The sequence below is a fragment of the Pseudomonas sp. ADAK18 genome (assembly GCF_012935695.1).
Classification (GTDB): domain Bacteria; phylum Pseudomonadota; class Gammaproteobacteria; order Pseudomonadales; family Pseudomonadaceae; genus Aquipseudomonas.
The window spans coordinates 1,487,930-1,513,626 of the sequence record NZ_CP052859.1; the positions used below are offsets into that span (position 1 = coordinate 1,487,930).

At 59.4% G+C, this 25,697-nt stretch carries 24 protein-coding genes; 12 read left to right on the forward strand and 12 right to left on the reverse strand.

What is annotated here, in order from left to right:
• Positions 1-133: 133 nt before the first annotated feature.
• Genes HKK55_RS06690 through HKK55_RS06705 form a run of 4 tightly spaced genes read left to right on the forward strand, consistent with a single transcriptional unit; the run spans position 134 to position 5,964 of the window.
• Positions 134-2,176 carry a type VI secretion system tip protein VgrG gene (locus HKK55_RS06690; protein WP_169353922.1) on the forward strand — a complete coding sequence of 681 codons (2,043 nt, stop codon included), beginning with the start codon at positions 134-136 and terminating at the stop codon, positions 2,174-2,176.
• Positions 2,176-3,018 carry a DUF4123 domain-containing protein gene (locus HKK55_RS06695; RefSeq protein ID WP_169353923.1) on the forward strand — a complete coding sequence of 281 codons (843 nt, stop codon included), beginning with the start codon at positions 2,176-2,178 and terminating at the stop codon, positions 3,016-3,018. The genes HKK55_RS06690 and HKK55_RS06695 overlap by 1 nt, the downstream gene beginning before the upstream one ends.
• A complete protein-coding gene (locus HKK55_RS06700) occupies positions 3,011-3,793 on the forward strand; it encodes a hypothetical protein (protein ID WP_169353924.1) in 783 nt (260 codons plus the stop codon). Before HKK55_RS06695 ends, HKK55_RS06700 begins: the two co-directional genes overlap by 8 nt.
• An 11-nt stretch (positions 3,794-3,804) precedes the next feature.
• Positions 3,805-5,964, forward strand: a complete 2,160-nt coding sequence (locus HKK55_RS06705; protein ID WP_169353925.1) for a lipase family protein — start codon at positions 3,805-3,807, stop codon at positions 5,962-5,964.
• Between the two features lie 2 nt (positions 5,965-5,966).
• Here the strand turns inward: HKK55_RS06705 and codA are convergent, their stop codons facing one another.
• From codA to HKK55_RS06730, 5 genes are all read right to left on the reverse strand, one after another.
• Complete coding sequence (gene codA / locus HKK55_RS06710) at positions 5,967-7,202, reverse strand: cytosine deaminase (RefSeq protein ID WP_169353926.1); 1,236 nt, start codon at positions 7,200-7,202, stop codon at positions 5,967-5,969.
• 39 nt (positions 7,203-7,241) lie between these two features.
• Positions 7,242-8,510, reverse strand: a complete 1,269-nt coding sequence (gene codB, locus HKK55_RS06715) for a cytosine permease (protein WP_169353927.1) — start codon at positions 8,508-8,510, stop codon at positions 7,242-7,244.
• A gap of 71 nt (positions 8,511-8,581) precedes the next feature.
• Positions 8,582-9,205, reverse strand: a complete 624-nt coding sequence (locus HKK55_RS06720) for an NUDIX hydrolase (protein ID WP_169353928.1) — start codon at positions 9,203-9,205, stop codon at positions 8,582-8,584.
• A gap of 143 nt (positions 9,206-9,348) precedes the next feature.
• A complete protein-coding gene (queD, locus tag HKK55_RS06725) occupies positions 9,349-9,705 on the reverse strand; it encodes a 6-carboxytetrahydropterin synthase QueD (protein ID WP_003190259.1) in 357 nt (118 codons plus the stop codon).
• 182 nt (positions 9,706-9,887) lie between these two features.
• Positions 9,888-10,967 (reverse strand): patatin-like phospholipase family protein, encoded by a 1,080-nt coding sequence (locus HKK55_RS06730; protein ID WP_169353929.1) that lies wholly within the window; start codon positions 10,965-10,967, stop codon positions 9,888-9,890.
• Positions 10,968-11,117: 150 nt separating this feature from the next.
• Here HKK55_RS06730 and HKK55_RS06735 point away from each other — a divergent pair, with 150 nt between their 5' ends.
• From HKK55_RS06735 to HKK55_RS06750, 4 genes are read left to right on the forward strand one after another with little or no spacing between them, the layout of a single operon-like run.
• Positions 11,118-11,426 carry a PepSY domain-containing protein gene (locus tag HKK55_RS06735; RefSeq protein WP_169353930.1) on the forward strand — a complete coding sequence of 103 codons (309 nt, stop codon included), beginning with the start codon at positions 11,118-11,120 and terminating at the stop codon, positions 11,424-11,426.
• The gene (locus HKK55_RS06740) at positions 11,426-11,749 is read left to right on the forward strand and encodes a PepSY domain-containing protein (RefSeq protein ID WP_169353931.1); all 324 of its coding nucleotides are present in this window, start codon (positions 11,426-11,428) and stop codon (positions 11,747-11,749) included. Before HKK55_RS06735 ends, HKK55_RS06740 begins: the two co-directional genes overlap by 1 nt.
• Positions 11,749-12,417 carry a response regulator transcription factor gene (locus tag HKK55_RS06745; RefSeq protein WP_169353932.1) on the forward strand — a complete coding sequence of 223 codons (669 nt, stop codon included), beginning with the start codon at positions 11,749-11,751 and terminating at the stop codon, positions 12,415-12,417. The genes HKK55_RS06740 and HKK55_RS06745 overlap by 1 nt, the downstream gene beginning before the upstream one ends.
• Entirely contained in the window at positions 12,414-13,733 is a 1,320-nt protein-coding gene (locus tag HKK55_RS06750; protein ID WP_169353933.1) for a sensor histidine kinase, read from the forward strand. The genes HKK55_RS06745 and HKK55_RS06750 overlap by 4 nt, the downstream gene beginning before the upstream one ends.
• A gap of 144 nt (positions 13,734-13,877) precedes the next feature.
• On the opposite strand, the gene HKK55_RS06755 is transcribed toward HKK55_RS06750, so the two are convergent.
• Positions 13,878-16,025 (reverse strand): methyl-accepting chemotaxis protein, encoded by a 2,148-nt coding sequence (locus tag HKK55_RS06755; protein WP_169353934.1) that lies wholly within the window; start codon positions 16,023-16,025, stop codon positions 13,878-13,880.
• Between the two features lie 259 nt (positions 16,026-16,284).
• Here HKK55_RS06755 and HKK55_RS06760 point away from each other — a divergent pair, with 259 nt between their 5' ends.
• Both HKK55_RS06760 and HKK55_RS06765 read left to right on the forward strand, forming a co-directional pair.
• On the forward strand, positions 16,285-17,607 hold the full coding sequence (locus HKK55_RS06760; protein ID WP_169353935.1) for a Na+/H+ antiporter family protein: 1,323 nt from the start codon (positions 16,285-16,287) through the stop codon (positions 17,605-17,607).
• Positions 17,608-17,719: 112 nt separating this feature from the next.
• Complete coding sequence (locus tag HKK55_RS06765) at positions 17,720-19,402, forward strand: methyl-accepting chemotaxis protein (RefSeq protein ID WP_169353936.1); 1,683 nt, start codon at positions 17,720-17,722, stop codon at positions 19,400-19,402.
• Between the two features lie 76 nt (positions 19,403-19,478).
• On the opposite strand, the gene yegQ is transcribed toward HKK55_RS06765, so the two are convergent.
• Positions 19,479-20,798, reverse strand: coding sequence for a tRNA 5-hydroxyuridine modification protein YegQ (gene yegQ, locus HKK55_RS06770; RefSeq protein ID WP_169353937.1), 1,320 nt, complete (start codon positions 20,796-20,798; stop codon positions 19,479-19,481).
• Between the two features lie 152 nt (positions 20,799-20,950).
• On the opposite strand from yegQ, the gene HKK55_RS06775 reads away from it, so the two are divergent.
• Positions 20,951-22,012: an AI-2E family transporter gene (locus tag HKK55_RS06775; RefSeq protein WP_169353938.1), complete on the forward strand. Its 1,062-nt coding sequence runs from the start codon at positions 20,951-20,953 to the stop codon at positions 22,010-22,012.
• Here HKK55_RS06775 and HKK55_RS06780 read toward each other — a convergent pair.
• The 4 genes from HKK55_RS06780 to HKK55_RS06795 form a co-directional block, all read right to left on the reverse strand.
• Positions 22,009-22,188, reverse strand: a complete 180-nt coding sequence (locus HKK55_RS06780) for a hypothetical protein (RefSeq protein ID WP_169353939.1) — start codon at positions 22,186-22,188, stop codon at positions 22,009-22,011. The two genes, HKK55_RS06775 and HKK55_RS06780, sit on opposite strands and share 4 nt — an antisense overlap.
• A gap of 113 nt (positions 22,189-22,301) precedes the next feature.
• Complete coding sequence (locus tag HKK55_RS06785; RefSeq protein WP_155584633.1) at positions 22,302-22,496, reverse strand: hypothetical protein; 195 nt, start codon at positions 22,494-22,496, stop codon at positions 22,302-22,304.
• 194 nt (positions 22,497-22,690) lie between these two features.
• Entirely contained in the window at positions 22,691-23,272 is a 582-nt protein-coding gene (locus HKK55_RS06790) for an SH3 domain-containing protein (protein WP_169353940.1), read from the reverse strand.
• A gap of 123 nt (positions 23,273-23,395) precedes the next feature.
• A complete protein-coding gene (locus HKK55_RS06795; protein WP_155584631.1) occupies positions 23,396-23,749 on the reverse strand; it encodes a hypothetical protein in 354 nt (117 codons plus the stop codon).
• 241 nt (positions 23,750-23,990) lie between these two features.
• Between HKK55_RS06795 and HKK55_RS06800 the strand changes: the two genes are divergently transcribed.
• Positions 23,991-24,809, forward strand: a complete 819-nt coding sequence (locus HKK55_RS06800; protein ID WP_169353941.1) for a shikimate 5-dehydrogenase — start codon at positions 23,991-23,993, stop codon at positions 24,807-24,809.
• A gap of 196 nt (positions 24,810-25,005) precedes the next feature.
• On the opposite strand, the gene HKK55_RS06805 is transcribed toward HKK55_RS06800, so the two are convergent.
• Positions 25,006-25,653: a YceH family protein gene (locus HKK55_RS06805; protein ID WP_169353942.1), complete on the reverse strand. Its 648-nt coding sequence runs from the start codon at positions 25,651-25,653 to the stop codon at positions 25,006-25,008.
• Between the last annotated feature and the right edge of the window lie 44 nt (positions 25,654-25,697).

The following is a 25,697-nucleotide window of genomic DNA, read 5'->3' on the forward strand; positions in this document are numbered from 1 at the left end:
GCCAGAGTTTCCTCTGGAATCGCTACCCTTAGGGCTGCTCAGGGATTTCTCTTCGGCTCCGATTTAAACAACTAACGCATCGGTGCACAGGGAAAGTCATTTCAGTGTGGCAATTAGTGGCGGACAACAACGGATGTTTAATGCGCATGTTTCTTCCCGTTTCAAACTGATCGTTCCAAGTGTTACCCATGACTTCCAGGTACTTGCCTTCAAAGGCAATGAAACCATCAGCCAGCCTTTCTCCGTTCATGTCCAACTGGTCAGTGAGAATCCCTCCCTTGATCTGGAGACACTTCTCCATCAACCCGCCTATCTTGATTTCGGTGAACCTGGCCAAGGACTTCATGGGCAGATCTACGCTGTTGGACGCGATGATCCGGGCAGCCGGCTGACCCGTTATCACCTGACCCTGGTACCGCGCCTGGCCTACCTGGCTCATCGCTGTGATCAGCGGATTTTCCAGCAACGCAGCGTGCCGCAGATCATCGCAGCGGTATTGGAGCATCACGGTATTCTCGCGGATGCCTATGCCTTTGAGCTCGGTCCGGTGGTTTATCCGCCTCGAACGTTCTGTGTGCAATACGCAGAAACCGATTTGCATTTTATCCAGCGGCTGTGTGAGGAGGAGGGCATTCATTACCATCTGCGTCACAGTCCAGACGGCCATCTCCTGGTGTTTGGCGATGATCAGACGGTGTTTCGCCGATTGCCGGCGCAGCGCTATTGCTCCAGCCGTTCGACTGCAGATCAAGGTGTGATCCAGCGCTTTGATGTACGCCTGTCGACCCGTAGCCGGCAGGTGGTACGGCGTGACTATGACTTCGAACATCCGTCGTTGCGTTTGCAAGATCAGACCGGGACTTCATCTATCGAGGTTCTTGAAGACTACCAATACCCGGCGGGCTTCACCGGTCATCGGCGTGGTGCGCAATTGGCCCGGCGTGGTCTGGAGCGCCACCAGCAGCCTCGTTATCGGGCGTTGGGCAAGAGTGATCAGCCCACTCTGCGCAGTGGGCATTTTCTGGAGTTGCAGGATCATCCGGATCAGTCGTGCAATGACTTGTGGCTGATCACCAGTGTGCGTCATGAAGGCTATCAGCCCCAAGTGTTGGAGGAGGTCGCACCGGAGCCTGGCGCTTTCTGCGGTTACCGTAACCGGTTCACCGCAACGCCTTGGCGAGCGCCTTTCCGTCCACCGCTCGAACACCCCAAGCCGCGTATCGCCGCAAGCCAGACCGCTACGGTGACCGGGCCTGCGGGTGAAGATGTGCATTGCGACCCATATGGTCGGGTCAAGATCCGGTTTCACTGGGATCGACTGGATCCCAGTGATGACAAAAGCAGTTGCTGGGTGCGAGTTGCCTCCGGTTGGGCCGGTGATAGTTACGGCGCGTTGATGCTTCCGCGAGTGGGCATGGAGGTTCTGGTGACCTTTCTGGAGGGCGATCCCGATCAGCCGCTGATCAATGGCTGTTTACCTAATGCCCGGCACATGCCGCCCTATTCCTTGCCGAAGCACAAGACCCGCAGCGTCCTGCGCAGCCGTAGCTCTCCAGGTGGTGCAGGGGCCAATGAGCTGCACCTGGAAGATCGCCGCGGCGAGGAGCTCATCTACCTGCGAGCCCAGCGGGATCTGGAACAACACGTGGGTCATGACATCCGGCTGGAGGTTGCAGGCCAGCGGCAGGAAACCATCCGTGGCTTGAGTACCGCCAGCCTGGAGGATGAGGAACACCGCAGTATCGTCGGTGACCGCAAGATTCTGCTTGAGGCAGATGATCACTTGAAGGTGGCTGGCAGCAGCCAGACGCATGTGGGCCAGGTGTTGCTGATCGAAGCCGGGCAGCAGATTCATCTCAAGGCTGGTGCCTGCCTGGTTATTGAGGCGGGTGCGCAGTTGAGTTTCAAGGCCGGTGGTGAGCATCTGGTGATTCAGGCGGGCGGGATATTCAGCAGTCGTCCCATTACCGTGGGAGGAAAACCTACTGCAATCCGCTCGGCGAATCCTGTCGGGCCGGGTGAAGAAGCTTCGTTGCCGATGCTCGCAGTCGTTCCAATGATGTCTACAGCGCAAGGAGCCGTCATGGGGTTGGCCAGGCAACTGGGGGCTGACTTCTGCCCGGTGTGTGAGCGTTGTCGCGAAGGTGTGTGCGACGTTACGGGGAGGGCCGCCTGATGAAGATCACGCCCGGACATTGGATGGCTCAACAACAGCAGGCAGGACGCTGGCTGTGCCTGATGCTTGAGGGGAACAGTGAGGCGCGTCACTCACTGCTGGCGACACGCGCGGTATCGCAGTATTGCAATCTCTACAGTGGAACCGTCGTGGAGGCGCTGGCAACGAAAGGCCCGTTGATCCTGCTGCTGGATCAGGCCAGCGAGCCTGAGCTTGTCAGGTTGCTGCAACAACCAGAGCTGAATTGGGGATGGTTGGGCAGCCTGCCTGATGAGGACTTGTCTAGCGTTACCCGGCATTGGCGTGAACGGCTGTTGGTGGGAGCTACGGGGAACCAGGCGCTGTACCGCTTTCACGACAACCGTACTTTCGCGCGAGCGTTGGCACATCTACCAACCCAGGAGTGGCCTGCCTTCCTCGGGCCATTGATCAGCGTGTGCTACTGGCACGATCAGCGCTGGAACTGTGGCAACAACCCAGCGCCCAACGAACACACAGTGCCCGATCCTGCACCGTGGCTCGACGTCCCCAATCCGCATTCTGGAGCCATTCTGCAAGCCAACATCCTGCGCTACCTGCTGGCTGAACACAGCGAAGACCTTTGCCGGTTGGCCGAGTATCAGGACCCGAAAGTCTGGCTGGTCCAGGTGTTGGAGCAGGCCCGGGTCTGGCAATGGGAGGCGCCTGAACGGTTGGAGTTTTTGGTGGTGCAGCGCTTGCTGGAGGCCAGTGGAGAGGCTGTTGTCCATTGGCAGCCGGTGCCGGGGGAACCCGCAGCGGGTCATTTTCAGCGGGTGGTGGAGCAGTGGCGTCGGGCGCAGGGAGCGAGTCGTGATGCGTAAGGGAATCATGTTGGGGTTACTTGTCTGTGGTGTGCTGGTCACTTCCGGGTGTGGGACGCAACCCGTCGATAGCTTCACGTTGGAGGTCGATCTGCCGGCGAATTTCAGATTCAGAGGCGATGCGGTTTACCAACCTGCGACGGGCGAGACCTGCACGTTGCCGCGACGGCGAGGCAAGCGGCCGGAGCTTAAGGTTTTTGACACGCGTGGTAAGCCAGAAGCTAACCGGGTCAGTTTCGAAGTACCGCTGACGGAGCGGGTGGGTGGGTGTCCGCTGGTGTTGCGCAGAATTATGTTTGCGCTGGATACGGAGTGGGGAGAGCGCTGGTTTGATATTGGGAGGGATTATGCCGCCATCTATTTGAGTGATCAGTCGGAGTTCGGGGACTCCGTAATGCCTGAGTCTGGAGTATTGGAACTTGCGGCTCGGTGTCAGTGGCTGTTTCGTACTGGAGGACCTGAACGTGCCCTTATCAAACTCCTCAAATGCAACGCATTGGGCGCGGATGGTCTGTTACGCAAGGCACGGGCGGGTGGTGCTGTTCAGCGTGATGCGATGACAGGGAAAACCATAAGACTGACATTGGGGTTGATCGATGAGGAGTTACCAGCGGTTGACGACAATTGGATAGTTGTTCCTGGTGGTTGGAAGCGGTGTCTGGGGAAAAGCCTGGATGACGTGTTCGCGTTTTGCCGTGGTAATACGACTGATTTCAAGTCTTTTAAAATGCCAGATGGGCGTGTCTGCACTATCTATCCGACGTGTAACGAATAGGGAGAAAGCTCATGAGTCAGGACGCATGGAAGCAACTGTTCTTCAGTAACAAGATGCCAGCTTGTTCATTGCGAGGACACTGGGTGAGCTTTTGTTTGGTAGATGAACTGGGGAGTGGCAAGGCATATGGAGGTCTACCTTACAAGGTCTATGACAGTGCAGGAGAGCATTACACCGGAAGGTTGAACGGTGAGGGGTTTGCCAAATTGCAAGGGCTCTACTGCGGGCCGGTTGTCCTGTCGTTCGACGAGCGTTATTCGGGAGCAGAAGATATCTATAACGGACTGATGACGCGGCCAAGTTACAAGTTGCCTGTCACCGAGCTTCAAGTTCGTGCGGAACAAACCCGTTTTTCACGCGACGATGGTCAGCGGTTAGAACGTAATCCGTCGCAGATACAGGCAGACCATTTTTATCAGGTCGAAGTACGCGATCTTGTCCGGCACTCCGCTCATTTGCCCCCTCCGGCACCGAGGATTCATTGTCCGCCTCGGCATGCTCTAAAAATGATGGCTGATCTGGGTTTTGGGCCACCTCAACCGACGTTGACAGGATTGGTGCTATTTCCTAACAAGCACACCGTACTGGAGGTTCGGCCGCTTAGAGCACTGCGTCCTGCACTGTCACTTGATGATCGCTTCTGCGCCTTGAACGGCTATCAACTGGCACTCATGGCAACCTTGAGTTATTGCGAGTTTGGTCAGGAGCCTACGGTAGCTCCCCTTGATCAAGTCGCCTTCCCGCTGCATCCCAGCATTGGCAACCTGTTTGCGGAGAAACTCGCGGGTTATCACGAAGCCTGGAAAGTCGACTCTGACCAACAGCAACGCTTTTATCCTTTATACGAAGATGTGCCGTACTCCCAGCGCTTTGAAATTTTGCCCTTTGATCCAGAGTTGTATGAGCAGAATGACCCCCGGTTGGATAAGGCCCAAGAGCATCCAGCACAGTTGCATTTTTTCGACGATGAGGAGAATGGCACTGATACTCAGGCTTTTATCTGTCACCACGATGAGGTGGTTTTGATCGCGGTACGGGGCACCGCCAGCGGTGCCGACGCCATTCGTGATGCGAACGCTCATCAAGTTCCATTTACCGAAGGCGTCGGGAAGGCACACGAAGGCTTTTATCTGGCTTACCGTGCGATGCAGCGATTTGTGCTCGGATATTTGACGCAGTTTCATACCAGCCAACGCATCATTATCTGTGGCCACAGCCTCGGCGGAGCCATAGCCCTTTTACTGGCAGAGTCCTTGCGCCGAATCCCAGACCGCGAATACAACATCCTCCTCTACACCTACGGCGCCCCCCGCGCCGCCGACGCCGAATTCACCGAAGGCGCCTCTGCGCTGGTACACCACCGCATCGTCAACCACAACGACCCGGTCCCTAGCGTCCCGGCACCGTGGATGAACACCACCGCCAAAATCTGGATCCCGGGTGCCGTGGTGCTGTTCAGCAACCCGGCCCCCGGTGGCCTGCTATTCGTCCTGGGCCTGGTTCGCCTGACCGGCAATCCCTATCAACACCACGGCGCACAACAACATTTCATGCCGATCATCCTGCCCGACGGCACGCAGTCCTCGGTACTGTGGACCCCCGGCTGTGAGTCCATCGAGGAGGTGGCCTGTCATCGTGCATTGCGACTCCACGGCGATATGCCGGACAGGCCCAATCTGATCAAGCAATTGGTCCAGTCCAGCCATCACTTTATGGTCACCAGCTACATCCCAGCAGCCTGGGCAACCCTGCGCCGCTGGCAACAAACCCTGGACACCAATGGCACTCTGGTAACCCCTCGCGAGTTTGAGCTGATCGAGAAAGCACTTAGCACCATGCAACAACAATTGCGGGACAAGAACTACGAACTGCACCGTCGACGTCCAACTAACCAGCGCAGTGACGAAGACAATCAGGCGGCCTTGAGTGCCGAGGTCGACCGCCTGGACACCAGTCGAAAACGCCTGGCAAGCCTGCGCTGGCGTCGACTGCAAGCCTGGGACGTCTACGGTTGCCACGCCCAATCCCCAAACCTGCAACCCAGCTTGAACCGCTGGTTCGCCCATCAGGAAAACCGCGAACGATCCCAAGTGGCAAGTATTCCCCCGCAACCGGATGACAGTTGGGGGCCGGGAAGGGCGCAAACCCTGGATATCGATTCGATTGTGTAAACCTATAAAAACTCCACCTGCGCAGGCTGACGCTTCATCAACACCTGGCCCCCGCGAATCGAATACAACGGTAAGCCCTGGCTGCGAATCACTTCATAGTCGCTATCGGCGGAAAGGATCAGCAGGTTCGCCGGGCGCCCAGGCTCCAGGCCATAACGATCCCCCAGGGCCATGGCCTTGGCGCTGTTGTCGGTGACCAGGTCCAGGGCACTTTGCAGGGTGCGGTAGCCGAGCATATGGCAGATATGCAAACCGGCTTCCAGCACCCGCAGGATGTTGCCGTTGCCCAGTGGGTACCAGGGATCGACGATGGAGTCCTGGCCAAAGCAGACGTTCATGCCGGCTTCCAGCAGTTCGTTGACCCGGGTCACGCCCCGACGTTTCGGAAAGTTGTCGAAGCGGCCTTGCAGGTGGATGCTTTCGGTGGGACAGGAAACGAAACTGATGCCCGAATGCCCCAACAGGCGGAATAGCTTGGCGCAGTAGGCGTTGTCGTAAGAGCCCATGGCCGTGGTGTGGCTGGCGGTGACGCGGGCACCCATGTCGCGGCTGCGGGCTTCTTCGGCCAGCACTTCAAGAAAGCGCGAGTGGGGATCGTCGGTTTCATCGCAATGTACATCCACCAGGCAACCGGTGCGTTCGGCCAGGTCCATCAGGAATTTCACCGAGCTGACGCCCTGGTCGCGGGTGTATTCAAAGTGGGGGATACCACCGATCACATCGGCCCCCAGGCGAACGGCTTCTTCCATCAGCTCGCGGCCATTGCGAAAAGACTCGATTCCTTCCTGGGGAAACGCGACGATTTGCAGGTCGATCAGGTGCGTGCTTTCTTCGCGCACTTCCAGCATTGCCTTGAGGGCTGTCAGATCCGGGTCGGTGACGTCGACGTGAGTGCGCACATGCTGGATGCCGTGGGCGGCCAGGGCCTGGATGGTTTTTTTGGCGCGGGCCTTGGTGTCTTCCTGGGTGATGGTGGCTTTGCGTTCGCCCCAGCACTCGATGCCTTCGAACAGCGTGCCGCTCATGTTCCAGCGTGGCTCACCGGCGGTAAGGGTGGCGTCGAGGTGGATATGCGGCTCGACGAAGGGGGGAACAACCAGATTACCGGCAGCGTCCAGATCATCCGGGCCTGCTGCTGGCGCTATGTTTTGTGGGGTGATGCTGGCGATCCGGCCGTGTTCCAGGTGCAGATCATGCAGGCCTTCACGGTTGCGCAGGCGAGCGTTGATGATATGCATGGGCAAGTTCCTCTTGGGCAAAAAGCAATCAGATAGTCATTATGCCTGGACGTCAGCCAGTGGCGCCCGCACCCGCAGTACAGCGGTGAGCACGATGTAGGTCAACGACGCGGCAACAATGCCCACCAACGGTGCCACCCAGGGGGAGTTGAATGCCAGCACTGTCCCGACGGCATAGGCGGTCAGCCCAGGCCAGTTGAATGCCGGCAACGGTGTATCGGCCAATCGTGGGTAGGCGCCGCGATACCGATAGAAGAAGTCCGCCATGATCACCCCGCCAATCGGCGGAATCACCGTGCCCAGCAGGATCAGGTACGGCACCAGCATGTCGTACATACCTCCCAACGCCAGCAGCGTACCGATCACTGCGCCCACCAGGGTCACCGTCTTGCGACGCCCGGTGCGCAGCAGGTTGCAGCCAGCGACGGCGAAGTTGTAGATGGTGTTGTCCTGGGTGCTCCAGATATTGAGCAGCAACATGGCCATCGCGGCCATAGCAAAGCCTTGCAGTAGCAACACTTCCACCACATCGGGTTGCTGATAGACGATGGCTCCGTAGGCACCGATCAACACCATCAAGCCATTTCCGATGAAGAAACCAATCAAGCTGGCCAGCACTGCCACCTTGGCCGAACGGGAAAACCGCGTCCAGTTGGTGGCTTGGGTCGCACCACTGACAAAGGTGCCGAACACCAGAGTGATGGCGGTGGATATATCCAGCTCGCCGGTCGGCACCACAGCCAACAGGCCATCGAGCCCGCCGACTTTCACCGTGGCGACCCACATCGACAGAAACAACAGGATGCCCATGGCCGGCACAGCGATGTAGGACAAAATTTCCAGCCCGCGATACCCCACGTAGGCGGTGGCGCAAAACACCATGCCAAACAGCACCATCAACGCCAGCACGTTGCCCTGGCTCAGTTCGAAATATTTGCCCAGCACCACGGCGGCGGTGGCGGTGCCCCAGGCATACCAGCCGATCTGGGTAAACCCAAGGATCAAGTCACTCAGCTTGCTGCCCATTTCACCAAAGCAGAAACGCCCCATCAGCACCGAGTTCAAGCCACTCTTGAAGGCGATGTAACCCAGGCCTGCGGCGTAGATACCCAACAGCAGGTTACCCAGGGCCACGACGCCGAGCATCTGGGCAAAGCTGAAGGCTACCCCCAGCTTGCCGCCCGCGAACATGGTTGCGGTAAAAAACGTGAAACCCAACAGCACCATGGCCGTTGAGGCAAGGCCCTTGCGCGCATGCATGGGCACTTCGCTGAGGGGGTAATCGTTGCCAGGTTCGTGCTGCGTCATGTGCCTTCTCCCTGAATAAATGACGCAGGTGTGTAGCACTGCTCGTGCCAACTCCAGGGGCGGGGAAGGGGTCAATCAAACAGGGTGTGGGTCGTCTCGCCGCGATGAAACGCAAATGCGGCCTCGAGATCACTCTCGATGGTCCGTCCTCGGGACAGCGGTGGCAGGTCATCCAGGCTGAAGAAACCGACATCCGTAGTCTCGAAGCCCGCTACGGGCGCAGCCTGGTCGAGACGTTCACACAGGAAGTACAGTTTGTAGAAGTCGCGGGTATCAGGCTTGTACAAGCCTTTCGCCTTATGGGTGACGCTGTACAGCGCCTGAGCCGTTACGCTCAGGCCAGCTTCTTCACGGATTTCCTTGACGATGTTTTCCGCCGCGGATAAACCGATATCGGCGTAGCCACCCGGCAACGCCCAACAGCCGTCGTTCAGTTCTCGCACCAACAAGATGCGGTCGCCCTCAATCACAGCACCGCGCACATCGAGCATCGGCGTCGAATAGCGCTTGGCGAAATCCGAAACCAGCCCGCTGATGCGCTCCAGAGGCACATTGCCCAGTTGCGCGAGCATGCTGTGGGCGATATGAGCGATCTCCTCAAAGCGTTCGCGCTCGAAGTCATCGGTGCAAAAGTGCAGCCCTGTGGACGCCAGTGCCTGCAGGCGTTTGGCCTGGGCCAGCCAGGTATTTTCCATGATGCGTTCCTTGAATGCCGAGATGTCCGGTTTATACGCTGTAGCCGATCAGGGCAAGGCCATCAGCTCGGCGTTACCCAAAGAGGCTGGCGCCATGCATAAAAAAACCACCGTAGAGGTGGTTTTCAATAAGTACTGCCCGCTTACTCGCCGCGATAAATGCAGCCACTGGTGCAGGTCTCATGGATCCGAATCGCACTGAGCTCCGGCAGCAGCGGTTTCAATTCATTCCAGATCCATTTGGCCAGCACTTCGCTGGTAGGGTTTTCGAGGCCCGGAATGTCATTGAGGTAGTTGTGATCGAGACGCTCGTAGAGCGGCTTGAAAATCGCCTTGATCTCCGAGAAGTCACGGATCCAGCCGGTATGCGGGTCGAGGTCGCCGCTCAGGTGGATCGCCACCTTGAACGAGTGGCCATGCAGACGTCCGCATTTGTGGCCTTCGGGTACGTGGGGCAGGCGGTGGGCGGACTCGAAGGTAAACTCTTTGAAGATTTCCACGGTATTTTCAGCTCGGTCAGGTGTCAGGCAGGCGGCGAGTTTAACAGCTTGACCCGGCGCTGCGCATACCGCGTAGCAGCTGTCGAGCCCAAGCGAGGCTGCGTCAGGTACGCCGCGGTTCGCCAGATAGGCCGCCAACGCAGCCTCGCTGGGGCCAGGAAGCCGGGAGAACGGTTAACAAGTTAAAGGGCTATCAGCCGCTCACCCAGGCCGCCGTTATCCGCCAACTGCATAAACTCATCCCCCAACCGCCGGCTTTCACTCATTGCCGTTTGCCAGTACTTGTTGCGGCCCGGGTCATCTCCCATGAAGCGCTTGAAGTCACTGCGGTCCGGCAGTTTGCCGTAAGGCAGGCGGGCCAGGTATTCCCTGGACGGTGCCAACAGCAACACGTCCTGCAGGCCTTGCTGATTACCGCGCCGCCAGGGCAGGCCCTTGTCAAACCAGCCAGGAATGACCCGGTCGGTGAAGTGCGGGTACAGCACGATGTCATCGCCGTGGTAGGGCAGGTCGAGGTGATAGTCCAGCAAACCGCCATCGCGGTAGGTGCCGGTGCCCGCGCCCGGCAGGTTGCGCACCCCTTGCATGACCATCGGGATCGAGCCGGATGCCAGTAACGCCTGGCGCAGGTTGCCCAGTTCCAGGTGGAGGAAGCGCGATGGGAAGTCCTTGAGCGGATGCAGCGGTGGCGCCTGGCGCGGGTCGTGGATGATCAGCCGTTCGAAATGCCGCGACAGCCGCGCGCGTCCCCGCAAGTTGTCGGCAATCACCGACGACAGCCCCAGGCCCAGACGGCCACGATGATCGTCAGCCAGCAGGCCGTGGCTTTTGACCACCACGATATTCAGTCGATAGTCGGGGTTGGCCAGCAATGTGGCGTCGCGCCCGGCCAGCAAGTCGTCGAGCATGCGCTGGCAGCTCTGGCTGACTTCGGCCATGGTCACGCCCTTGGCAAAACGCTGCTCGTTATACAGCCGGCCCAGGTCCAGCAGGCCTTGCACCGGGTCGGGCAGGCAGGCACTGGCAAAGCGCCAGGAACCGATGGACGCGCCGATCAGTGAGCGCTGACGAGGTGCACGAGGCAGCCAGTCACCGAACAACGCCAGGTCGATGCCCTGAATCCCCAAGGCTTTTGGTCCGCCGGCCGCGCCAGGCAGAATGCCAACGTCCGCTGGCTTCAAACCCTGTTCGCGGATCCGCGAAAGGGCGCGTTTGCCGGCTTTGAGCGTCAGGGCAGGGTACTTGATGTGAATAGCCGTCATACCGGTCTCTATGGGAACGAGCAGGGCAGTATAGAAAATCTTCCTTGGTCGCACGCAAGGTGAATTGCCATGGTGGCAATTCAGTTTCAGTTAAGTTGCAGCCGTTACCGTGAGCCCCGTAGGAAAAACATCCCGAAACGGAGACTCACCATGAAAACCCTCACAGCTTTGGCCACCACCAGTATCATCGTCATGACCGCCGGCCTGGCCCAGGCCCGAGACCTGGGGCCGGATGAAGCGCTGAGACTGCGCGACGCTGGTACCATTGTGTCTTTCGAGAAGCTCAATGCGACGGCACTGGCCAGTCACCCCGGCGCCACGGTGCATGAAACCGAGCTTGAAGAGGAATACGGCAAGTACCTTTATCAAGTGGAGCTGCGCGATGTCCAAGGCGTCGAGTGGAACCTGGAATTGGACGCTGTTACTGGGGCCATCCTCAAGAACCATCAGGATACGTAATGAAGGTAAATCTACGCACCAGCAGTCGAGTGGCGCTGGTGCTCCTGGCGTTTTGCTCAAGTCTGGCCGCACGAGACCTGGGCCAGGACGAGGCCTTGCGTCTGAGCCAGAAAGGTTACATCAAGCCGCTGGAACAGTTGCTGGGGCAGGCTTTCGAGCGCTATCCCGGTAGTCGCTTGCTGGATGCCGAGCTGGAGGAACATAAGGATCGGCCTGTGCGGTATATCTATGAAATCGAATTGCTGACGGTTGAAGGGGTGGTCCGAGAAATCGAACTCGACGCCAACACCGGCGAACTGCTCAAAGACAAGGAAGACGACTGATGCGCCTGCTGCTGGTGGAAGACCATGTACCCCTGGCCGATGAGTTGATGGCCGGGCTCAATCGCCAGGGTTATGCCGTCGACTGGTTGGCGGATGGGCGCGACGCGGTGTATCAGGGACGCAGCGAGCCTTACGACTTGATCGTTCTCGACCTCGGTCTGCCCGGTCTACCGGGGTTGGAAGTATTGGCACAATGGCGAGCCGCCGGTTTGGCCACACCGGTCTTGATCCTCACCGCCCGCGACTCTTGGGCTGAACGCATCGAAGGCCTCAAGGCGGGTGCCGACGACTACCTGAGCAAGCCCTTTCATCCCGAAGAGTTGCACCTGCGTATCCAGGCCTTGTTGCGCCGCTCTCACGGTCAGGCAAACCAGCCGACCCTGCAGGCCGCCGGTTTGCATCTGGACGAGGGACGCCAGTGCGTTATTCGTGATGGCGACGATATTCAATTGACCGCCGCCGAGTTTCGGTTACTACGTTATTTCATGCTGCATCCCGAGCAGATTCTGTCGAAAAGCCACTTGGCCGAACATCTGTACGACGGTGAAACCGAGCGCGATTCCAATGTGCTGGAAGTCCACGTCAACCATCTGCGCCGCAAGCTGGGCCGCAGCGTGATCGAAACCCGCCGTGGCCAGGGTTACCTGTTTGGCGCCAGTAAAGCGTGAAGTCCATTCAGCGACGGTTGAGCCTGGGGCTGATCAGCGTCATGGTGGTCGTTGGCCTGGTGCTGGCACAAACCAGCCTGTGGCTGTTTGAAATGGGCTTGCAGCGCTACCTTGAATCGGGACTGCGCAACGACAGCGAAAACCTGCTGGTGGCACTCGTGCGTGGGCCCAATGGTGTGCAACTGGATGAGCAGCGCCTGTCACCGGCCTATCAGCGCCCGTTTTCCGGCCACTATTTCCGTATCGATTTTTCCGACACCCACTGGCGCTCTCGCTCCTTGTGGGATCAGGAATTGCCGCAACTGCCTCACTCAGGGCTGAAGGGCAATCTGCAACTGGGGCCGGAGGGCCAGCAACTGTTGGTGTTGCGTTCGGACTACAAGCGCTTCGGCCAATCGATTTCTATCAGCGTGGCTCAGGACTACACGCCGGTCAGGGAAAGCTTTCGCCTGATGCGCCAGGTCGGTCTGGTCCTCGGGTTGGCGGCGTTATTGTTAATCCTGGTCCTGCAACGGGTTACCGTGCGCAGGGCCTTGCGCCCCTTGGAGACCGCTCGCGAACAGATCGCCCAACTGCAGCAAGGCCAGCGCTCGCAACTGGATACCCAGGTGCCGGTGGAGCTGGAGCCGCTGGTGGCGCAAATCAACCATTTGCTGGCCCATACCGAAGACAGCCTCAAGCGCTCACGCAATGCCTTGGGCAACCTCGGCCATGCCTTGAAAACCCCGCTGGCAGTGTTGCTGAGCGTGGCGTCCAGCGAACAACTCAAAGACCATCCGCAGCTCGCCAAGCTGCTGCGCGAGCAACTGGAGCAGGTACAGCAACGACTCAACCGAGAACTCAACCGCGCGCGGCTGGCCGGTGAGACCTTGCCCGGCGCCTTGTTTGACTGCGATGGAGAGTTGCCAGGGTTGCTGGCGACCTTGAACATGATCCACGGCGAGCATCTGGCGTTGAGCTACCACGTACGGCCCGGCTTGCAGTTGCCGTGGGACCGCGAGGACCTGCTGGAGCTGCTGGGCAACCTGCTGGACAACGCCTGCAAGTGGGCGGATGCCGAGGTAGTGCTTCGCATCGACGAAGTGGCGGAGGGTTTCCGCCTGAGCGTGGAGGACGATGGCCCTGGGATTCCCGAAAGCCAGCGCGATCAGGTCTTCAGCCGTGGTACACGCTTGGATGAACAAACTCAGGGCCATGGCCTTGGGCTGGGGATCGTGCGGGATATCGTCGAAGTGTGGGGCGGGGTGTTGCAGTTGCAAGAGAGCGAGTTGGGCGGGTTGAAGGTGGTGATTGAGCTGCCCCGTCGCCAGGGCTGAAGAGCTCGATCACCTGTAGCCGCTGGCGCAGCCTGCGATCGGCTGCGCAGCAGTCGTCAGGATCTTGAAACCGCTGAAGGTCCTTCGGCCCTTATCGCAGCCTCGTATCTCGGCAGCGGCTACAGGAAGGGCGGTGTTATCCCATCAAACCCTGAACTGATCCATCAAGCTCTGCTGCTGGTTGGCCAGGCTGTTCAACGCCTGACTGACCCGCGCCGACTCATTGGCCTGGCCTGATAGCGATTCCGTCACGTCACGAATGCTTGCCACGTTATGGTTGATCTCCTCGGCCACCGCGCTCTGTTCTTCGGCGGCGCTGGCGATTTGCAGGTTCATGTCGCTGATCACCGTCACCGCATCACCAATCTGGCGCAGTGCGGTCACGGCATGGCCCACTTGCTCGACGCTGCCCTGGGCCTGGCGGTGGCTGTTGCTCATGGAGCCCACTACGTCCTGAGTGCCGCTTTGCAGTTGCTCGATGACCGCGCGGGTTTCCTCCACCGATTCCTGGGTGCGCCGTGCCAGGTTGCGCACTTCATCGGCGACTACCGCAAAACCACGACCGGCCTCGCCAGCACGGGCCGCTTCGATAGCGGCGTTGAGGGCCAGCAGGTTGGTCTGTTCGGCAATGGCGCGGATCACTTCCAGCACTGAACCGATCTTCTCGCTGTTGGCCGCCAGGCCTTCAACTTGGGCCATGGCCGTGCTCATGTCGGCGGCCAGGTGGCCGATGCTGGTGGTGGTGCGATCGATCACGGTCAGGCCTTCGCGGGTGGCTTGATCCGCATCGCGCGCGGCCTGGGCCGCCTGGGCCGCGCTGCGGGCGACGTCCTGGGCGGTGGCGCTCATCTCGTGGGAAGCCGTGGCCACCTGGTCTACCTGACGGTACTGCTGCTCCATGCCTGCGCTGGTTTCGGTGGCGATGGCGGCGGACTGGTCGGCGGTGCCACGGGCGTCCTGTACCGAACGTTTGACCTGGGCAATGATCGGTTGCAGCTTGTCGAGGAAACGGTTGAACCAGCCGGCCAACTCACCGAGTTCATCGCGCTTGTCGTAGGCCAGGCGCCGGGTCAAATCGCCTTCACCGCTGGCGATATCTTCCAGCATGCGTGCCACGCCGAGGATCGGCCGGGTCACGCTGCGGGCCATCAGCCACACCAGCAACAGCCCGACGATCGCCGCCAACAAACCCAGGCTCAGTTCCAGTAACGTGCCTTTGGCGTTGTCGGCATCCAGTTCGGCCTTGAGGGCTTCGGCTGGGGCGACCAGGACTTTTTCCGGCACATCCAGCAACACGCCCCACGACTTGCCGCCGGGAATCGGTTGGAACGGCGCCAGCACTTTGAGTTGATGATCGCTACGCAGGCTGCGGGTCTCGGCGCTGTTGGCAAGGGCGCTGATCAGCTGCGCGCCACTGGCCGTGTCAACTTTGTCCAGGCGTTGGCTGAGTTGACTGGCGTCCGGGCTGTAACCGGCGAGCAGGCCCACCGGGCTGATAATGCTGACGCTGGTCTGGCCATCGTAGAGCTTCTGGCTGGCCTGCTGGCTGATGGCTTGCAGGCTATTGAGGTTGATGTCCACCGACAGCGAGGCAATGACTTTACCATCCACCATCAGCGGGAAAACGATGCTGGTCATCAGCACGTTCTGCCCGTCGATCACATAGAAGTAGGGCTCGATCACACACGGCTTGAGGGTGGCGCGCGGGCAGGTGAACCAGGCGTTGGCCTTCTCACCGCTGGGGCCGAGACTGGTGTCGGACATGTCGCTTTCCGGCAGCGGCATTGACGTCAACTTGCCGGGTGTCGGCTGCGACCAATACAGGGCAAAGCGGCCTTTTTCATTGCTGCCCAGCTCTTTCTGACCGTTGAACAACTCGTCCTTACCGTCCAGTGCATTGGCTTCGAACACCAGGGACAGGCCCAGCAAGTCCGGGTTGGCTTGCAGCGCCGCCTTGACTTGGCGAGTCAGGTCTTCCCGCAGGTCGAAGGCATCCAGGAAGCGCTTCTCGGCCTGCTCACGCAAAAACAACACCTGCCGGGAAAAGCCGTGGCCGTACTGGTAGGCGTCCATGAACTGCTGGCGAATGCCCAGCGCCTGGACTTCACCCTGGGCCTCGATGCGTGCCTGGGCGGCCTCGTCGAGCATCTCCATGCTGGACGCCTTGACCCGCTGGGAACTCTGCTCCATGCGATACAACGAAAGACCCACCAGCAAGGTCACGATTCCCGCCAGGCACAGGCCAGCCAGGAGGGTAATTTTCCATTGTATGGACAGCTGTCTGAGCGACATGGAGATATCCTTAACCTTGCGAGACGACAGAGACGATCTGCCTGTATCGGCGAGCCAGGTTTTTTCTTTATTCATGCGTTCAATTTAAAGTTTCCCCTCGGGCCTTCGTCTTTGACATGACGTCCCACCTGCTGCAAAGTGCGCGCCCTCTAATAAAACTCTCTTTAAGCCTGCATTCCGGCAGTCGTTCTCGACGCTTGCCCGAGCGCCGGTATGCCCGTGTTTTGCTGTTTTTTTAGCTTTCTGTCTTGAGGTAACCATGGTTAATGCAGTAATCGCCGCGGTCGGCACCATGCTGGTGCTCAGCCTGTCTCGCGTGCATGTGGTCATCGCGATCATTATCGGCGCCCTCGTGGGTGGCCTGACCGGTGGCTTGGGAATCGATGCCACGCTGAAGGCGTTCAACAGCGGTTTGGGCGGCGGCGCTACGGTGGCGTTGTCCTACGCGCTGCTCGGTGCTTTCGCGGTGGCGATTGCCAAGTCCGGCCTGGCCCACGCCTTGGCGGACAAGGCGTTGCTGCTGGTGGATCGCCAAGAGGCCAGCGGTGGCAGTCACGTCAAATGGCTGTTGATCGGCCTGCTGTGGGTGGTGGCCATCGCGTCGCAGAACATCCTGCCGATTCACATCGCCTTTATCCCGCTGCTGGTGCCGCCGCTGTTATATGTGCTGACCAAGTTGCAACTGGACCGCCGCCTGATCGCCTGTGTCATGACCTTCGGCTTGATCACGCCCTACATGTTCCTGCCGGTGGGCTTCGGCAACATTTTCCTTAACCAGATCCTGCTGGCCAACGTCGCCAAGAGCGGCGTGGACATCAGTCACGTCAACGTCACCCACGCCATGGGTCTCCCGGCGCTGGGCATGGTGGTCGGCTTGCTGGTGGCGGTGTTTATCAGCTACCGCAAGAAACGCGTGTACGACTTGGAGAAAATCGAGCGGGTCGAGCAGGTCGCCGTGCAATACAACCCGTTGACCCTGCTGGTGGCCGGCCTGGCGATTGCCTCTGCGTTCATTATTCAGTTGTGGCTGGACTCGATGATTATTGGCGCCCTGGCCGGGTTCCTGATTTTCTCGGTGTCGGGCATCGTGCGCTGGCGCGAAACCGATGACCTGTTCACAGAAGGCATGAAGATGATGGCGATGATCGGTTTCATCATGATCGCCTCCTCAGGCTTTGCCGAGGTGCTCAAGGCCACCGGCGAAGTCAATACGCTGGTGGAAGCGTCCGCAGCCTTTATCGGCCATAGCCGTGGGGTGGGGGCCCTGCTGATGTTGCTGGTGGGTTTGCTGGTGACCATGGGCATCGGTTCGTCGTTCTCCACCGTGCCGATCCTGGCGGCGATCTTCGTGCCGTTGTGTGTGCAACTGGGGTTCAGCCCGCTGGCCATCGTGTGCATCGTCGGCACCGCCGGCGCCTTGGGCGATGCCGGTTCGCCTGCCTCGGACTCGACCCTGGGCCCGACCTCTGGCTTGAACATCGACGGCCAGCATCACCATATCTGGGACACCGTGGTGCCGACATTCCTGCACTACAACCTGCCGTTGCTGGCCTTCGGTTGGTTTGCCGCGATGACGCTGTAGGTTACCCGTGCAGGAGTTGTCGAGTGAAACGAGGCTGCGATAGCGGCCTACAGTTTTCTCCCGCCAAGCCGTTAACCCCATAAACCACCCTGCTAATCGAGAGAGAAAAACCATGCGCCTTAGCTTGAAGGCCAAAGTATTGTCCCTCGCAGTACTGCCTGTGCTGCTGTTTGCCGTGGTCATCAGCCTGACCACCGTGTGGATCCTCAAGGACCAGGCGCGCAACGAGGTGGAAGAAACCCGTCAGCGGTTGCTCGAAGATGCCAAGGCCACCCTGCAGAGTTACGTGGCGGTGGCGATGACTACCATCAAGCCGTTATACGACGCTGCGGCCCCCGGCGACGAGACAGCGCGGGCCCAGGTGGTCAAGTTGTTGTCCAGCATCAGCTACGGCAAGGACGGCTACTTCTTTGGCTACGACTCCGAAACCGTGCGCCTGTTCAAGGGCAACAGCCCGGAAGGTGTCGGCAAGAGCTTCAAGGACAACCGCGACCCGAACGGCGTGTACGTCAACCGCGACCTGGTGAAAGTCGGCAAGGACGGCACTCACTACCTGCAATACAGCTCATCGCTGCCGGGTAACGAGAAGGTGTTGGTCCCCAAACTGGGTTACACCGAATACCTGCCGAAGTGGGACATGGTGATCGGTACTGCGGTCAACCTGGATGGCATCGAAACCCAGGTCAGCGAAGTTGAAGTCAAGGTGCACGAGCGCATGGAAGGCGTGTTGCTGAGCATTATCGGCATCGCGGTGATCGTGCTGCTGGTGATTGCTGCGGTGGGCATGCTGGTAGCCAATACGATTTTGCGGCCACTGCACCTGATGAAGATTAACCTCGACGACATCGCCGCCGGTGAAGGCGACTTGACCCGCCGCCTGGCCATCACCAGCCAGGATGAGCTGGGCGAGTTGGCCGGTTCGTTCAACCGTTTCGTCGACAAGATCCACGGCCTGGTGCGTCAGATTACCGAGATGACCTCGCAACTCACCGGGCTGGTCAGCCAGGTTTCCGAGCAAGCCCAGCGCTCGGAGCTGGCTATGGAACGCCAGCGCCAGGAGACCGATCAGGTGGCCACCGCGATCAACGAAATGTCCTCGGCCGCCCATGAAGTGGCGCGCAGTGCCCAAGGCGCGGCCGTGGCCGCGCAGCAGACCGATGCCGAAGGTCAGGCCGCCAAGCGCGTGGTGGATGGCAGCATCGCGCAGATCCATGCGTTGGTCAGCGACATCCGCAGCAGCGGCGTGTCGTTGGACAGCCTGCAGAAGGACGTGTCGTCGATTGTCAGCGTGCTTGGGGTGATTCGTTCGATTGCCGAGCAGACCAACCTGTTGGCCCTCAACGCCGCGATTGAAGCGGCGCGGGCAGGCGAGGCCGGACGTGGATTTGCGGTGGTGGCCGACGAAGTGCGGGCTTTGGCCAGTCGCACCCAACAAAGCACCCAGGAAATCCAGGGCATGATCGACCGCCTGCAAAAAGGCACCGAGGCTGCTGTGGAATCTATGCGCCGCTCCAGCGATGCTGGTGACGGCACCTCGGCCCAAGCCAACGAAGCCGGAGCGTCCCTGGACACCATGGCCCAGTTGATCGGCACCATCAACTCGATGAACGCGCAGATTGCCAGCGCTGCTGAAGAGCAGACCGCTGTGGCCGAAGAGATCAACCGCAGCGTGCATCAGATTGCCGTGGCGGTGGACAGCGTGGCTGATGAAACTCAACTGGGTGCGCAGACGTCGCGTAGTCTGGCGGACCTGGGGCAGCGGTTGGGCAAGTTGGTGGGGCAGTTCAGGATCTGATTCAAGAATTGAGATGCCTGTTCTGGCCTCTTCGACTTGCTCGCGAAAGAGCCCTTACAGGCACCCTCAAACTCCTTCATATATCCCGCATCAACAGCCCAAACCGCAGCTCTATCTTCAGCGGTACCGGCACATACACCGTATGCCCATCCCCCGGCGCCACCTCAATCGCCTGGCCATTGCCGTTTCGCATCATCCCCAGATCAAAATGAAAATTCCCCGCCGGCGTCATCAACTCCAGATGATCACCCACGGCAAACCGATTCTTCACCTTCACCTCGGCCAACTCGACACGCCGCTCACCGGTCAACTCCCCGACAAACTGCTGACGCTGCGACACTGAGCTGCCGTTCTGGTAGTTCTGGTACTCGTCATGCACGTGCCTGCGCAGAAACCCCTCGGTGTAGCCACGTTGGGCCAGTGATTCCAGGTTCGTCATCAAACCCCGATCAAATGCACGACCAGCCACGGCATCATCAATGGCTTGACGATAAACCTGGGTGGTACGCGCGCAGTAAAAGTGCGACTTGGTACGGCCTTCGATCTTCAGTGAATGCACGCCCATGTGGGCCAGGCGCTCAACATGTTGCACCGCCCGCAGGTCCTTGGCGTTCATTATGTAGGTGCCGTGTTCGTCTTCGAAAGCGGGCATCTGTTCATCGAGGCGATTGGCTTCCTGCAACAGGAACACTTGGTCGGTGGGCGCGCCCAGACCAAGAGTGGGTTCCGGCTGATATTGCTGGACGATATCGCCGACGGTGTTTTCCACCGCGGGTGACGCCTGGTACTTCCAGCGGCAGGCATTGGTGCAAGTTCCCTGGTTGGCATCCCGTTTGTTCATGTAGCCCGATAACAGGCAGCGCCCGGAGTAAGCCATGCACAACGCGCCGTGGACGAAGACTTCCAGCTCCATCGTCGGGACTTGCTGGCGGATTTCGGCGATTTCTTCCAGGGACAGCTCCCGCGACAGGATGATCCGACAAATCCCTTGCTGCTGCCAGAACTCGGCGCTGGCCCAATTCACGGTGTTGGCCTGTACCGAGAGGTGAATCGGCATGTGCGGGAAGTGCCGGCGTACCAGCATGATCAGCCCTGGGTCAGACATGATCAGCGCGTCCGGGCCCATGGCGATGACCGGTTCAAGGTCCTTGAGGAAGGTCTTCAGCTTGGCGTTGTGGGGCGCAATGTTGACCACCACGTAGAAACGCTTGCCCTGGGCGTGAGCTTCCTGGATGCCGAGGGCCAGGTTCGTGTGATCGAACTCGTTGTTGCGCACCCGCAGGCTGTAGCGTGGTTGCCCGGCGTACACTGCGTCGGCGCCGTAGGCAAAAGCGTAACGCATGTTTTTCAGGGTGCCGGCGGGCGCCAGCAGTTCGGGGGCAAGGGCAGGGAGCATGAGGGCTTCGATCGCAAAAGGACGGCAGGGTAGTCGAGGTGCTGTCAGGCGTTATTGACCTGGGTCTACATAAAAGGGCACTCGCAGGATGCGCTGCGGACTAAACATCAAGGGGCGCTTGGGTTCCTGTGTTTTTCTGCCATGGATCGAACATGAATCAAACCAACCTGCAATTCAAAACCCTGCTGGTACTGTTGGTGCTGGTGACCCTCGCTTTTTTCTGGATCCTGCTGCCGTTTTATGGCGCAGTGTTCTGGGCCGTCATTCTGGGGATCATCTTTGCGCCGATGCAGCGGCGTTTGCAGTTACGGTTCGGCTGGAACCGTAACCTGACGTCACTCTGTACGTTGGCCGCCTGCCTTGTGATCGCAATCTTGCCGGTGATTATCACCAGCACCTTGCTGGTGCAGGAAGGTGCGACGCTTTACAAGAATATCGAGAGCGGCAAGCTGGACATCGCCGGCTACCTTGAGCAGTTCAAGAATGTGTTGCCGCCGTACTTCCAGCAACTGCTGGACCGCTTCGGCATGGGCAACCTGGAAGGGCTGCGGGAAAAGATCGTCAAGGGCGCCATGCAGGGCAGCCAGTTTTTCGCCACCCAGGCGTTCAGCTTCGGCCAGGGCACCTTTGATTTCCTAGTGAGCTTTTTTATCATGCTGTATTTGCTGTTCTTCCTGCTGCGCGATGGCCCTGAATTGGTGCGCAAAGTGCGCACGGCAGTACCGTTGGCCGAGCCGCAAAAGCGTCGCCTGCAGCTCAAGTTCAATCGAGTGGTGCGCGCCACGGTCAAGGGCAACGTGCTGGTGGCCGTGACTCAGGGGGCATTGGGCGGCTTGATTTTCTGGTTTCTGGACATTCCCAGCGCATTGCTCTGGGCGGTACTGATGGCATTTCTGTCACTGTTGCCAGCGGTGGGGGCGGGAATTGTCTGGGCCCCGGTGGCGGCGTACTTCCTGCTCAGCGGTTCGATCTGGCAAGGCGTGGTACTGGCGCTGTTCGGAGTGTTCGTGATCGGGTTGGTGGATAACGTGCTGCGGCCTATCCTGGTGGGCAAGGACACCAAGATGCCCGACTACCTGATCCTGATCTCGACCCTGGGCGGGCTGGCAATCTTTGGCCTGAATGGGTTTGTCATCGGGCCGCTGATCGCCGCGCTGTTCATGTCCAGTTGGGCGCTGTTCGTCGAAACCAGGCCGAAAGTGCAACTGCCTTAGGCGTGGAAGCAGTGGGCCATCTTGCGCGACTGGGCCTGGGCATCAGGCAGTGAAGTGAGCGGGCCGCTGACGGGTTCACCGTCACGAACCAGGTACCAGCAGGCGAGCAGTCCCAGTTCCCTGAGGTGGGCGGGAACGGCGCTGCCGATGACGGACATGATTTGGATAGTAGGCATATCGACCTCCATTGCTCTATGGAAGCCAGCTTACGGTTCATCAGCCTTCAGGAAAAATCACCCTGCTCGATAGTCGACATCACTGTCATCGAGGCATGAGGGGCATGTTGCGATCAGTCGACCACCTGATCGAGCATATTCACCACTTCATGTTCATTAAGCAGGCCCTTGTGTACCAGGTTTTCCGCCAGCAAGGACAGGAACTTGGCGCAGCGGTGGCCTTCCAGGTGCTTGAGTTCGGTCAAGGCACTGTAGACCTTGCTGGAGGTACAGAGTCCGGCGGTGCGGTGCGGGTTTTGTGTGGGCATGGGCGATCGTCCTTGTTGTTATCACGCGCTTGGATGGACAGTTTCGATAGTGAGAGCCTGTCATGACACAAACATGACAGCGCCTGATGGGATCGGGCAAGTGGATATTGAGGTCCATCATGTCGGATTGAGCCACAGTCACTGTCCTCACAACGACCTCGGCAAGATTTATTCAGACCTGCCGACCCAAAAAGTTATTCCATGTTTTCCAGTGGATCGAGGGCTTGTTGGGCTTCGGGGTTGTCTTTGTACCGTTCACGCAAGTCGCTGAGTTGGCGATCGTGGCCGGCACAGGCTTCATTCATGGCCTTCTCCAGGAAGGCCCGGCGCTCAGCGTCGTAGGGCTCTTCGCCGGCAAAATGCACGCAATCTTCGTGGCGTTTGACGAAGGCGCTCACGTCGGTGGGAAGCTCCTTGGCGCCGTAGTGACCCAGGAGCTTCAGGCGCTTTTCCTCGACCCAGCCGGTAAAGTCCTGACCATCTTTAGCGATGTACATGACTTGGGCCCAGCCGCTGTCGCTGGACGCGTATACCGTCAGGCTGTCGTTGGGAACCACGTAGACTTTTTTGTTCATGCAGACCGCATTCGGGCCGCTGTGGAAGTGCAGGTGGCCTTCACCGATCACCTTGGCCTCCATTGGCGGGCGGTACTCGGCCGCTTCCAGAGAGACATTGTCGCTCAGGGCTTCGCAGTCCACAGGCGCTTCGGCGTGGGCCAGCATTGGTAGCAGGGACAGCAATCCATACAGAGACAAGAGGCGCAGAGGTCGGTCCATCGCAGGGATCATCCATGAGGGAGATGGCACTATGGTAATGAGAAAGACTTGGTCCGGTCATCCGTGAGGCATAAAAAAGCCCCGCATGTTCTGCGAGGCCTGTTCAGGTGTTTCAGTTCAGGGTTACCAGCCGCGGCCGTAGTAGCCGTGTGGAGGACCGTAGTAGCCGCGCGGTGGGCCGTAATAGACCGGTGCCGGGCGGTAATAAACCTGTTGCTGCACATACACCGGCGGTGGCGGTGCGTAGTACACCGGCTGCGGCTGGACATACACCGGTTGTGGTTGGACATAGACTGGTTGTTGCACATAGACCGGCCGGGACTGGCTGGCAATCACTGAGCCCACTACAGCGGCACCGACAACAGCACCAAAGACGGCCGGGCCACCCCAACCACCACCGTGGGCGGAGGCCTGACCTGCTACAGCGAGTGCACCGATAAGCAAGGCGATTTTGGGGATTTTACGAATCATGGTCATTCCTCGGTTAGCCCCTGCGCTTGTGGTCTGCAATCAATAGACTCAAGGATTGTCGCGGGGATACTTTTAAGACAGCGTATTTCTGGAAAACAGCACAGCCGTTAGGTAAATGTTGTGTAAGGTCTGTACCGATTGGCTTACAAAGCCTGTGCAGTGCTGCGCTAATGATCCGCGACAAACCGCCCGCACGGGTATCCCCGTCTATCCGAAACGTTCTGAGAATGGCTTCAAGGAGTTACACATGCTGATGACCCCCAACAAGGACACCCAACTGTGCATGTCACTGTCGGGGCGCCCCGGGAATTTTGGCCTGCGGTTTCACAACCACCTTTATGAACAACTGGGCCTGAACTTCTATTACAAGGCCTTCAGCAGCCAGGACCTGCCCGGTGCTGTGGGCGGCATTCGCGCCTTGGGTATTCGCGGTTGTGGTGTTTCCATGCCGTTCAAGGAGGCCTGCATTGCCCTAGTGGATGAACTGGACGACTCTGCCCGTGCTATCGCCTCGATCAATACCATCGTCAACACCGCCGGGCACCTCAAGGCCTACAACACTGACTACATTGCCATCGAACAACTGCTGAAAAAGCATGCGGTGCCCAAGTCCTCGACGTTTGCCCTACGGGGCAGCGGCGGGATGGCCAAGGCGGTGGCCAGCGCCTTGCGCGATGGCGGGTACGCCAAGGGTGTGATCGTGGCGCGCAATGAAGCGGCGGGCAGGGCGCTGGCACAAAGCCTGGGTTATGAGTGGCAAGCGGAACTGGGTGGCTTGCGCCCGCAGATGTTGATCAACGTGACGCCCATCGGCATGACCGGTGGCCCGGAAGCCGATCATCTGGCCTTTGATGCCGAAGCGGTTGACTCTGCGGAGACTGTGTTCGATGTGGTGGCGATCCCCGCCGAAACGCCGTTTATCGTGCGTGGTCGGGCTAAGGGTAAACGGGTGATTACCGGCCTGGAAGTGATCGCGATCCAGGCGTTGGAGCAGTTTGTGTTGTACACGGGTGTCAGGCCGACGGATGAGCAATTTCAGGCGGCCGTGGCGTTTGCGCGAAGCTGAATGCTGAACCTTGGGAGGAGGGCTGTTGTGGGAGGAGGGCCGTTGTGGCGAGGGGGCTTGCCCCCGTTGGGCTGCGAAGCGGCCCTGAAACCTGCCGTCTCGGTCTAACTGAAAAACTCAGCGATCTTTTTGGGGCTGCTGCGCAGCCCAACGGGGGGGCAAGCCCCCTCGCCACAACAAGCCTGTTCACGCCGCGTTATTCCAACCGCGAGAGGCGCTCTTCCAGCGCTGCAATCCGCGCCTCCAACTCTTCAATCCGCTCCAACGAAACCCCAATACTGGCACTGCGCTCCGCCGGATTACCACGGGCGGCGAGGATCGCCTCGATGTCTGCCGGATCGCCCAAGGCATGCATATAGCGATCTTCCCGCTGCCCCGACTGACGTGGAACCAATAGTGCGAGTCCACGGGCGATCAGGCGCTCCAGTTGATGCACCACCTGTTCGGTGTCTTCAAAGTCATGCATGCGCCCGCTGCGGGTCAGTAATTCACTGACGGTCTGCGGGCCGCGCAAAAACAACAAGCCGATGAGAATCACCTGGGCCGGCACCAGCTCCAGCGCCTTGTCCACCCGATGCTCCCAGCGGTCGGCGCGACTGCCCATCACCAATCGGGTAAAACCGCTACCTTCCAGGGCCCGCAGGCTCTGGCCGACCTGGCCTTGGCTCAGGTTCATCACCGGCTCCCGGCTGGTCTTCTGGTTGCAGGCGATTACCAGCGCGTTGAGGGTCAGCGGGTAGGTTTCCGGGCTGGTGGCCTGTTTCTCGATCAGGCTGCCCAGGATGCGGATTTCCGTGCTGTTCAGGCGTGGCTCGGCGGAAGTGGTGTCGTGCTCGGTGGTCATCGCGCTTTCCCTATGCAGTGAGCCCACTAGCCTAATCCTGAAAA

Bases quoted from the DNA above. Each gene is read 5' to 3' on its own strand.
- HKK55_RS06690 (WP_169353922.1), top strand. From the start codon at position 134: ATGTTTAATGCGCATGTTTCTTCCCGTTTCAAACTGATCGTTCCAAGT.
- HKK55_RS06695 (WP_169353923.1), top strand. From the start codon at position 2,176: ATGAAGATCACGCCCGGACATTGGATGGCTCAACAACAGCAGGCAGGA.
- HKK55_RS06700 (WP_169353924.1), top strand. From the start codon at position 3,011: ATGCGTAAGGGAATCATGTTGGGGTTACTTGTCTGTGGTGTGCTGGTC.
- HKK55_RS06705 (WP_169353925.1), top strand. From the start codon at position 3,805: ATGAGTCAGGACGCATGGAAGCAACTGTTCTTCAGTAACAAGATGCCA.
- codA (WP_169353926.1), bottom strand. From the start codon at position 7,202: ATGCATATCATCAACGCTCGCCTGCGCAACCGTGAAGGCCTGCATGAT.
- codB (WP_169353927.1), bottom strand. From the start codon at position 8,510: ATGACGCAGCACGAACCTGGCAACGATTACCCCCTCAGCGAAGTGCCC.
- HKK55_RS06720 (WP_169353928.1), bottom strand. From the start codon at position 9,205: ATGGAAAATACCTGGCTGGCCCAGGCCAAACGCCTGCAGGCACTGGCG.
- HKK55_RS06730 (WP_169353929.1), bottom strand. From the start codon at position 10,967: ATGACGGCTATTCACATCAAGTACCCTGCCCTGACGCTCAAAGCCGGC.
- HKK55_RS06735 (WP_169353930.1), top strand. From the start codon at position 11,118: ATGAAAACCCTCACAGCTTTGGCCACCACCAGTATCATCGTCATGACC.
- HKK55_RS06740 (WP_169353931.1), top strand. From the start codon at position 11,426: ATGAAGGTAAATCTACGCACCAGCAGTCGAGTGGCGCTGGTGCTCCTG.
- HKK55_RS06745 (WP_169353932.1), top strand. From the start codon at position 11,749: ATGCGCCTGCTGCTGGTGGAAGACCATGTACCCCTGGCCGATGAGTTG.
- HKK55_RS06755 (WP_169353934.1), bottom strand. From the start codon at position 16,025: ATGTCGCTCAGACAGCTGTCCATACAATGGAAAATTACCCTCCTGGCT.
- HKK55_RS06760 (WP_169353935.1), top strand. From the start codon at position 16,285: ATGGTTAATGCAGTAATCGCCGCGGTCGGCACCATGCTGGTGCTCAGC.
- HKK55_RS06765 (WP_169353936.1), top strand. From the start codon at position 17,720: ATGCGCCTTAGCTTGAAGGCCAAAGTATTGTCCCTCGCAGTACTGCCT.
- yegQ (WP_169353937.1), bottom strand. From the start codon at position 20,798: ATGCTCCCTGCCCTTGCCCCCGAACTGCTGGCGCCCGCCGGCACCCTG.
- HKK55_RS06775 (WP_169353938.1), top strand. From the start codon at position 20,951: ATGAATCAAACCAACCTGCAATTCAAAACCCTGCTGGTACTGTTGGTG.
- HKK55_RS06780 (WP_169353939.1), bottom strand. From the start codon at position 22,188: ATGCCTACTATCCAAATCATGTCCGTCATCGGCAGCGCCGTTCCCGCC.
- HKK55_RS06785 (WP_155584633.1), bottom strand. From the start codon at position 22,496: ATGCCCACACAAAACCCGCACCGCACCGCCGGACTCTGTACCTCCAGC.
- HKK55_RS06790 (WP_169353940.1), bottom strand. From the start codon at position 23,272: ATGGACCGACCTCTGCGCCTCTTGTCTCTGTATGGATTGCTGTCCCTG.
- HKK55_RS06795 (WP_155584631.1), bottom strand. From the start codon at position 23,749: ATGACCATGATTCGTAAAATCCCCAAAATCGCCTTGCTTATCGGTGCA.
- HKK55_RS06800 (WP_169353941.1), top strand. From the start codon at position 23,991: ATGCTGATGACCCCCAACAAGGACACCCAACTGTGCATGTCACTGTCG.
- HKK55_RS06805 (WP_169353942.1), bottom strand. From the start codon at position 25,653: ATGACCACCGAGCACGACACCACTTCCGCCGAGCCACGCCTGAACAGC.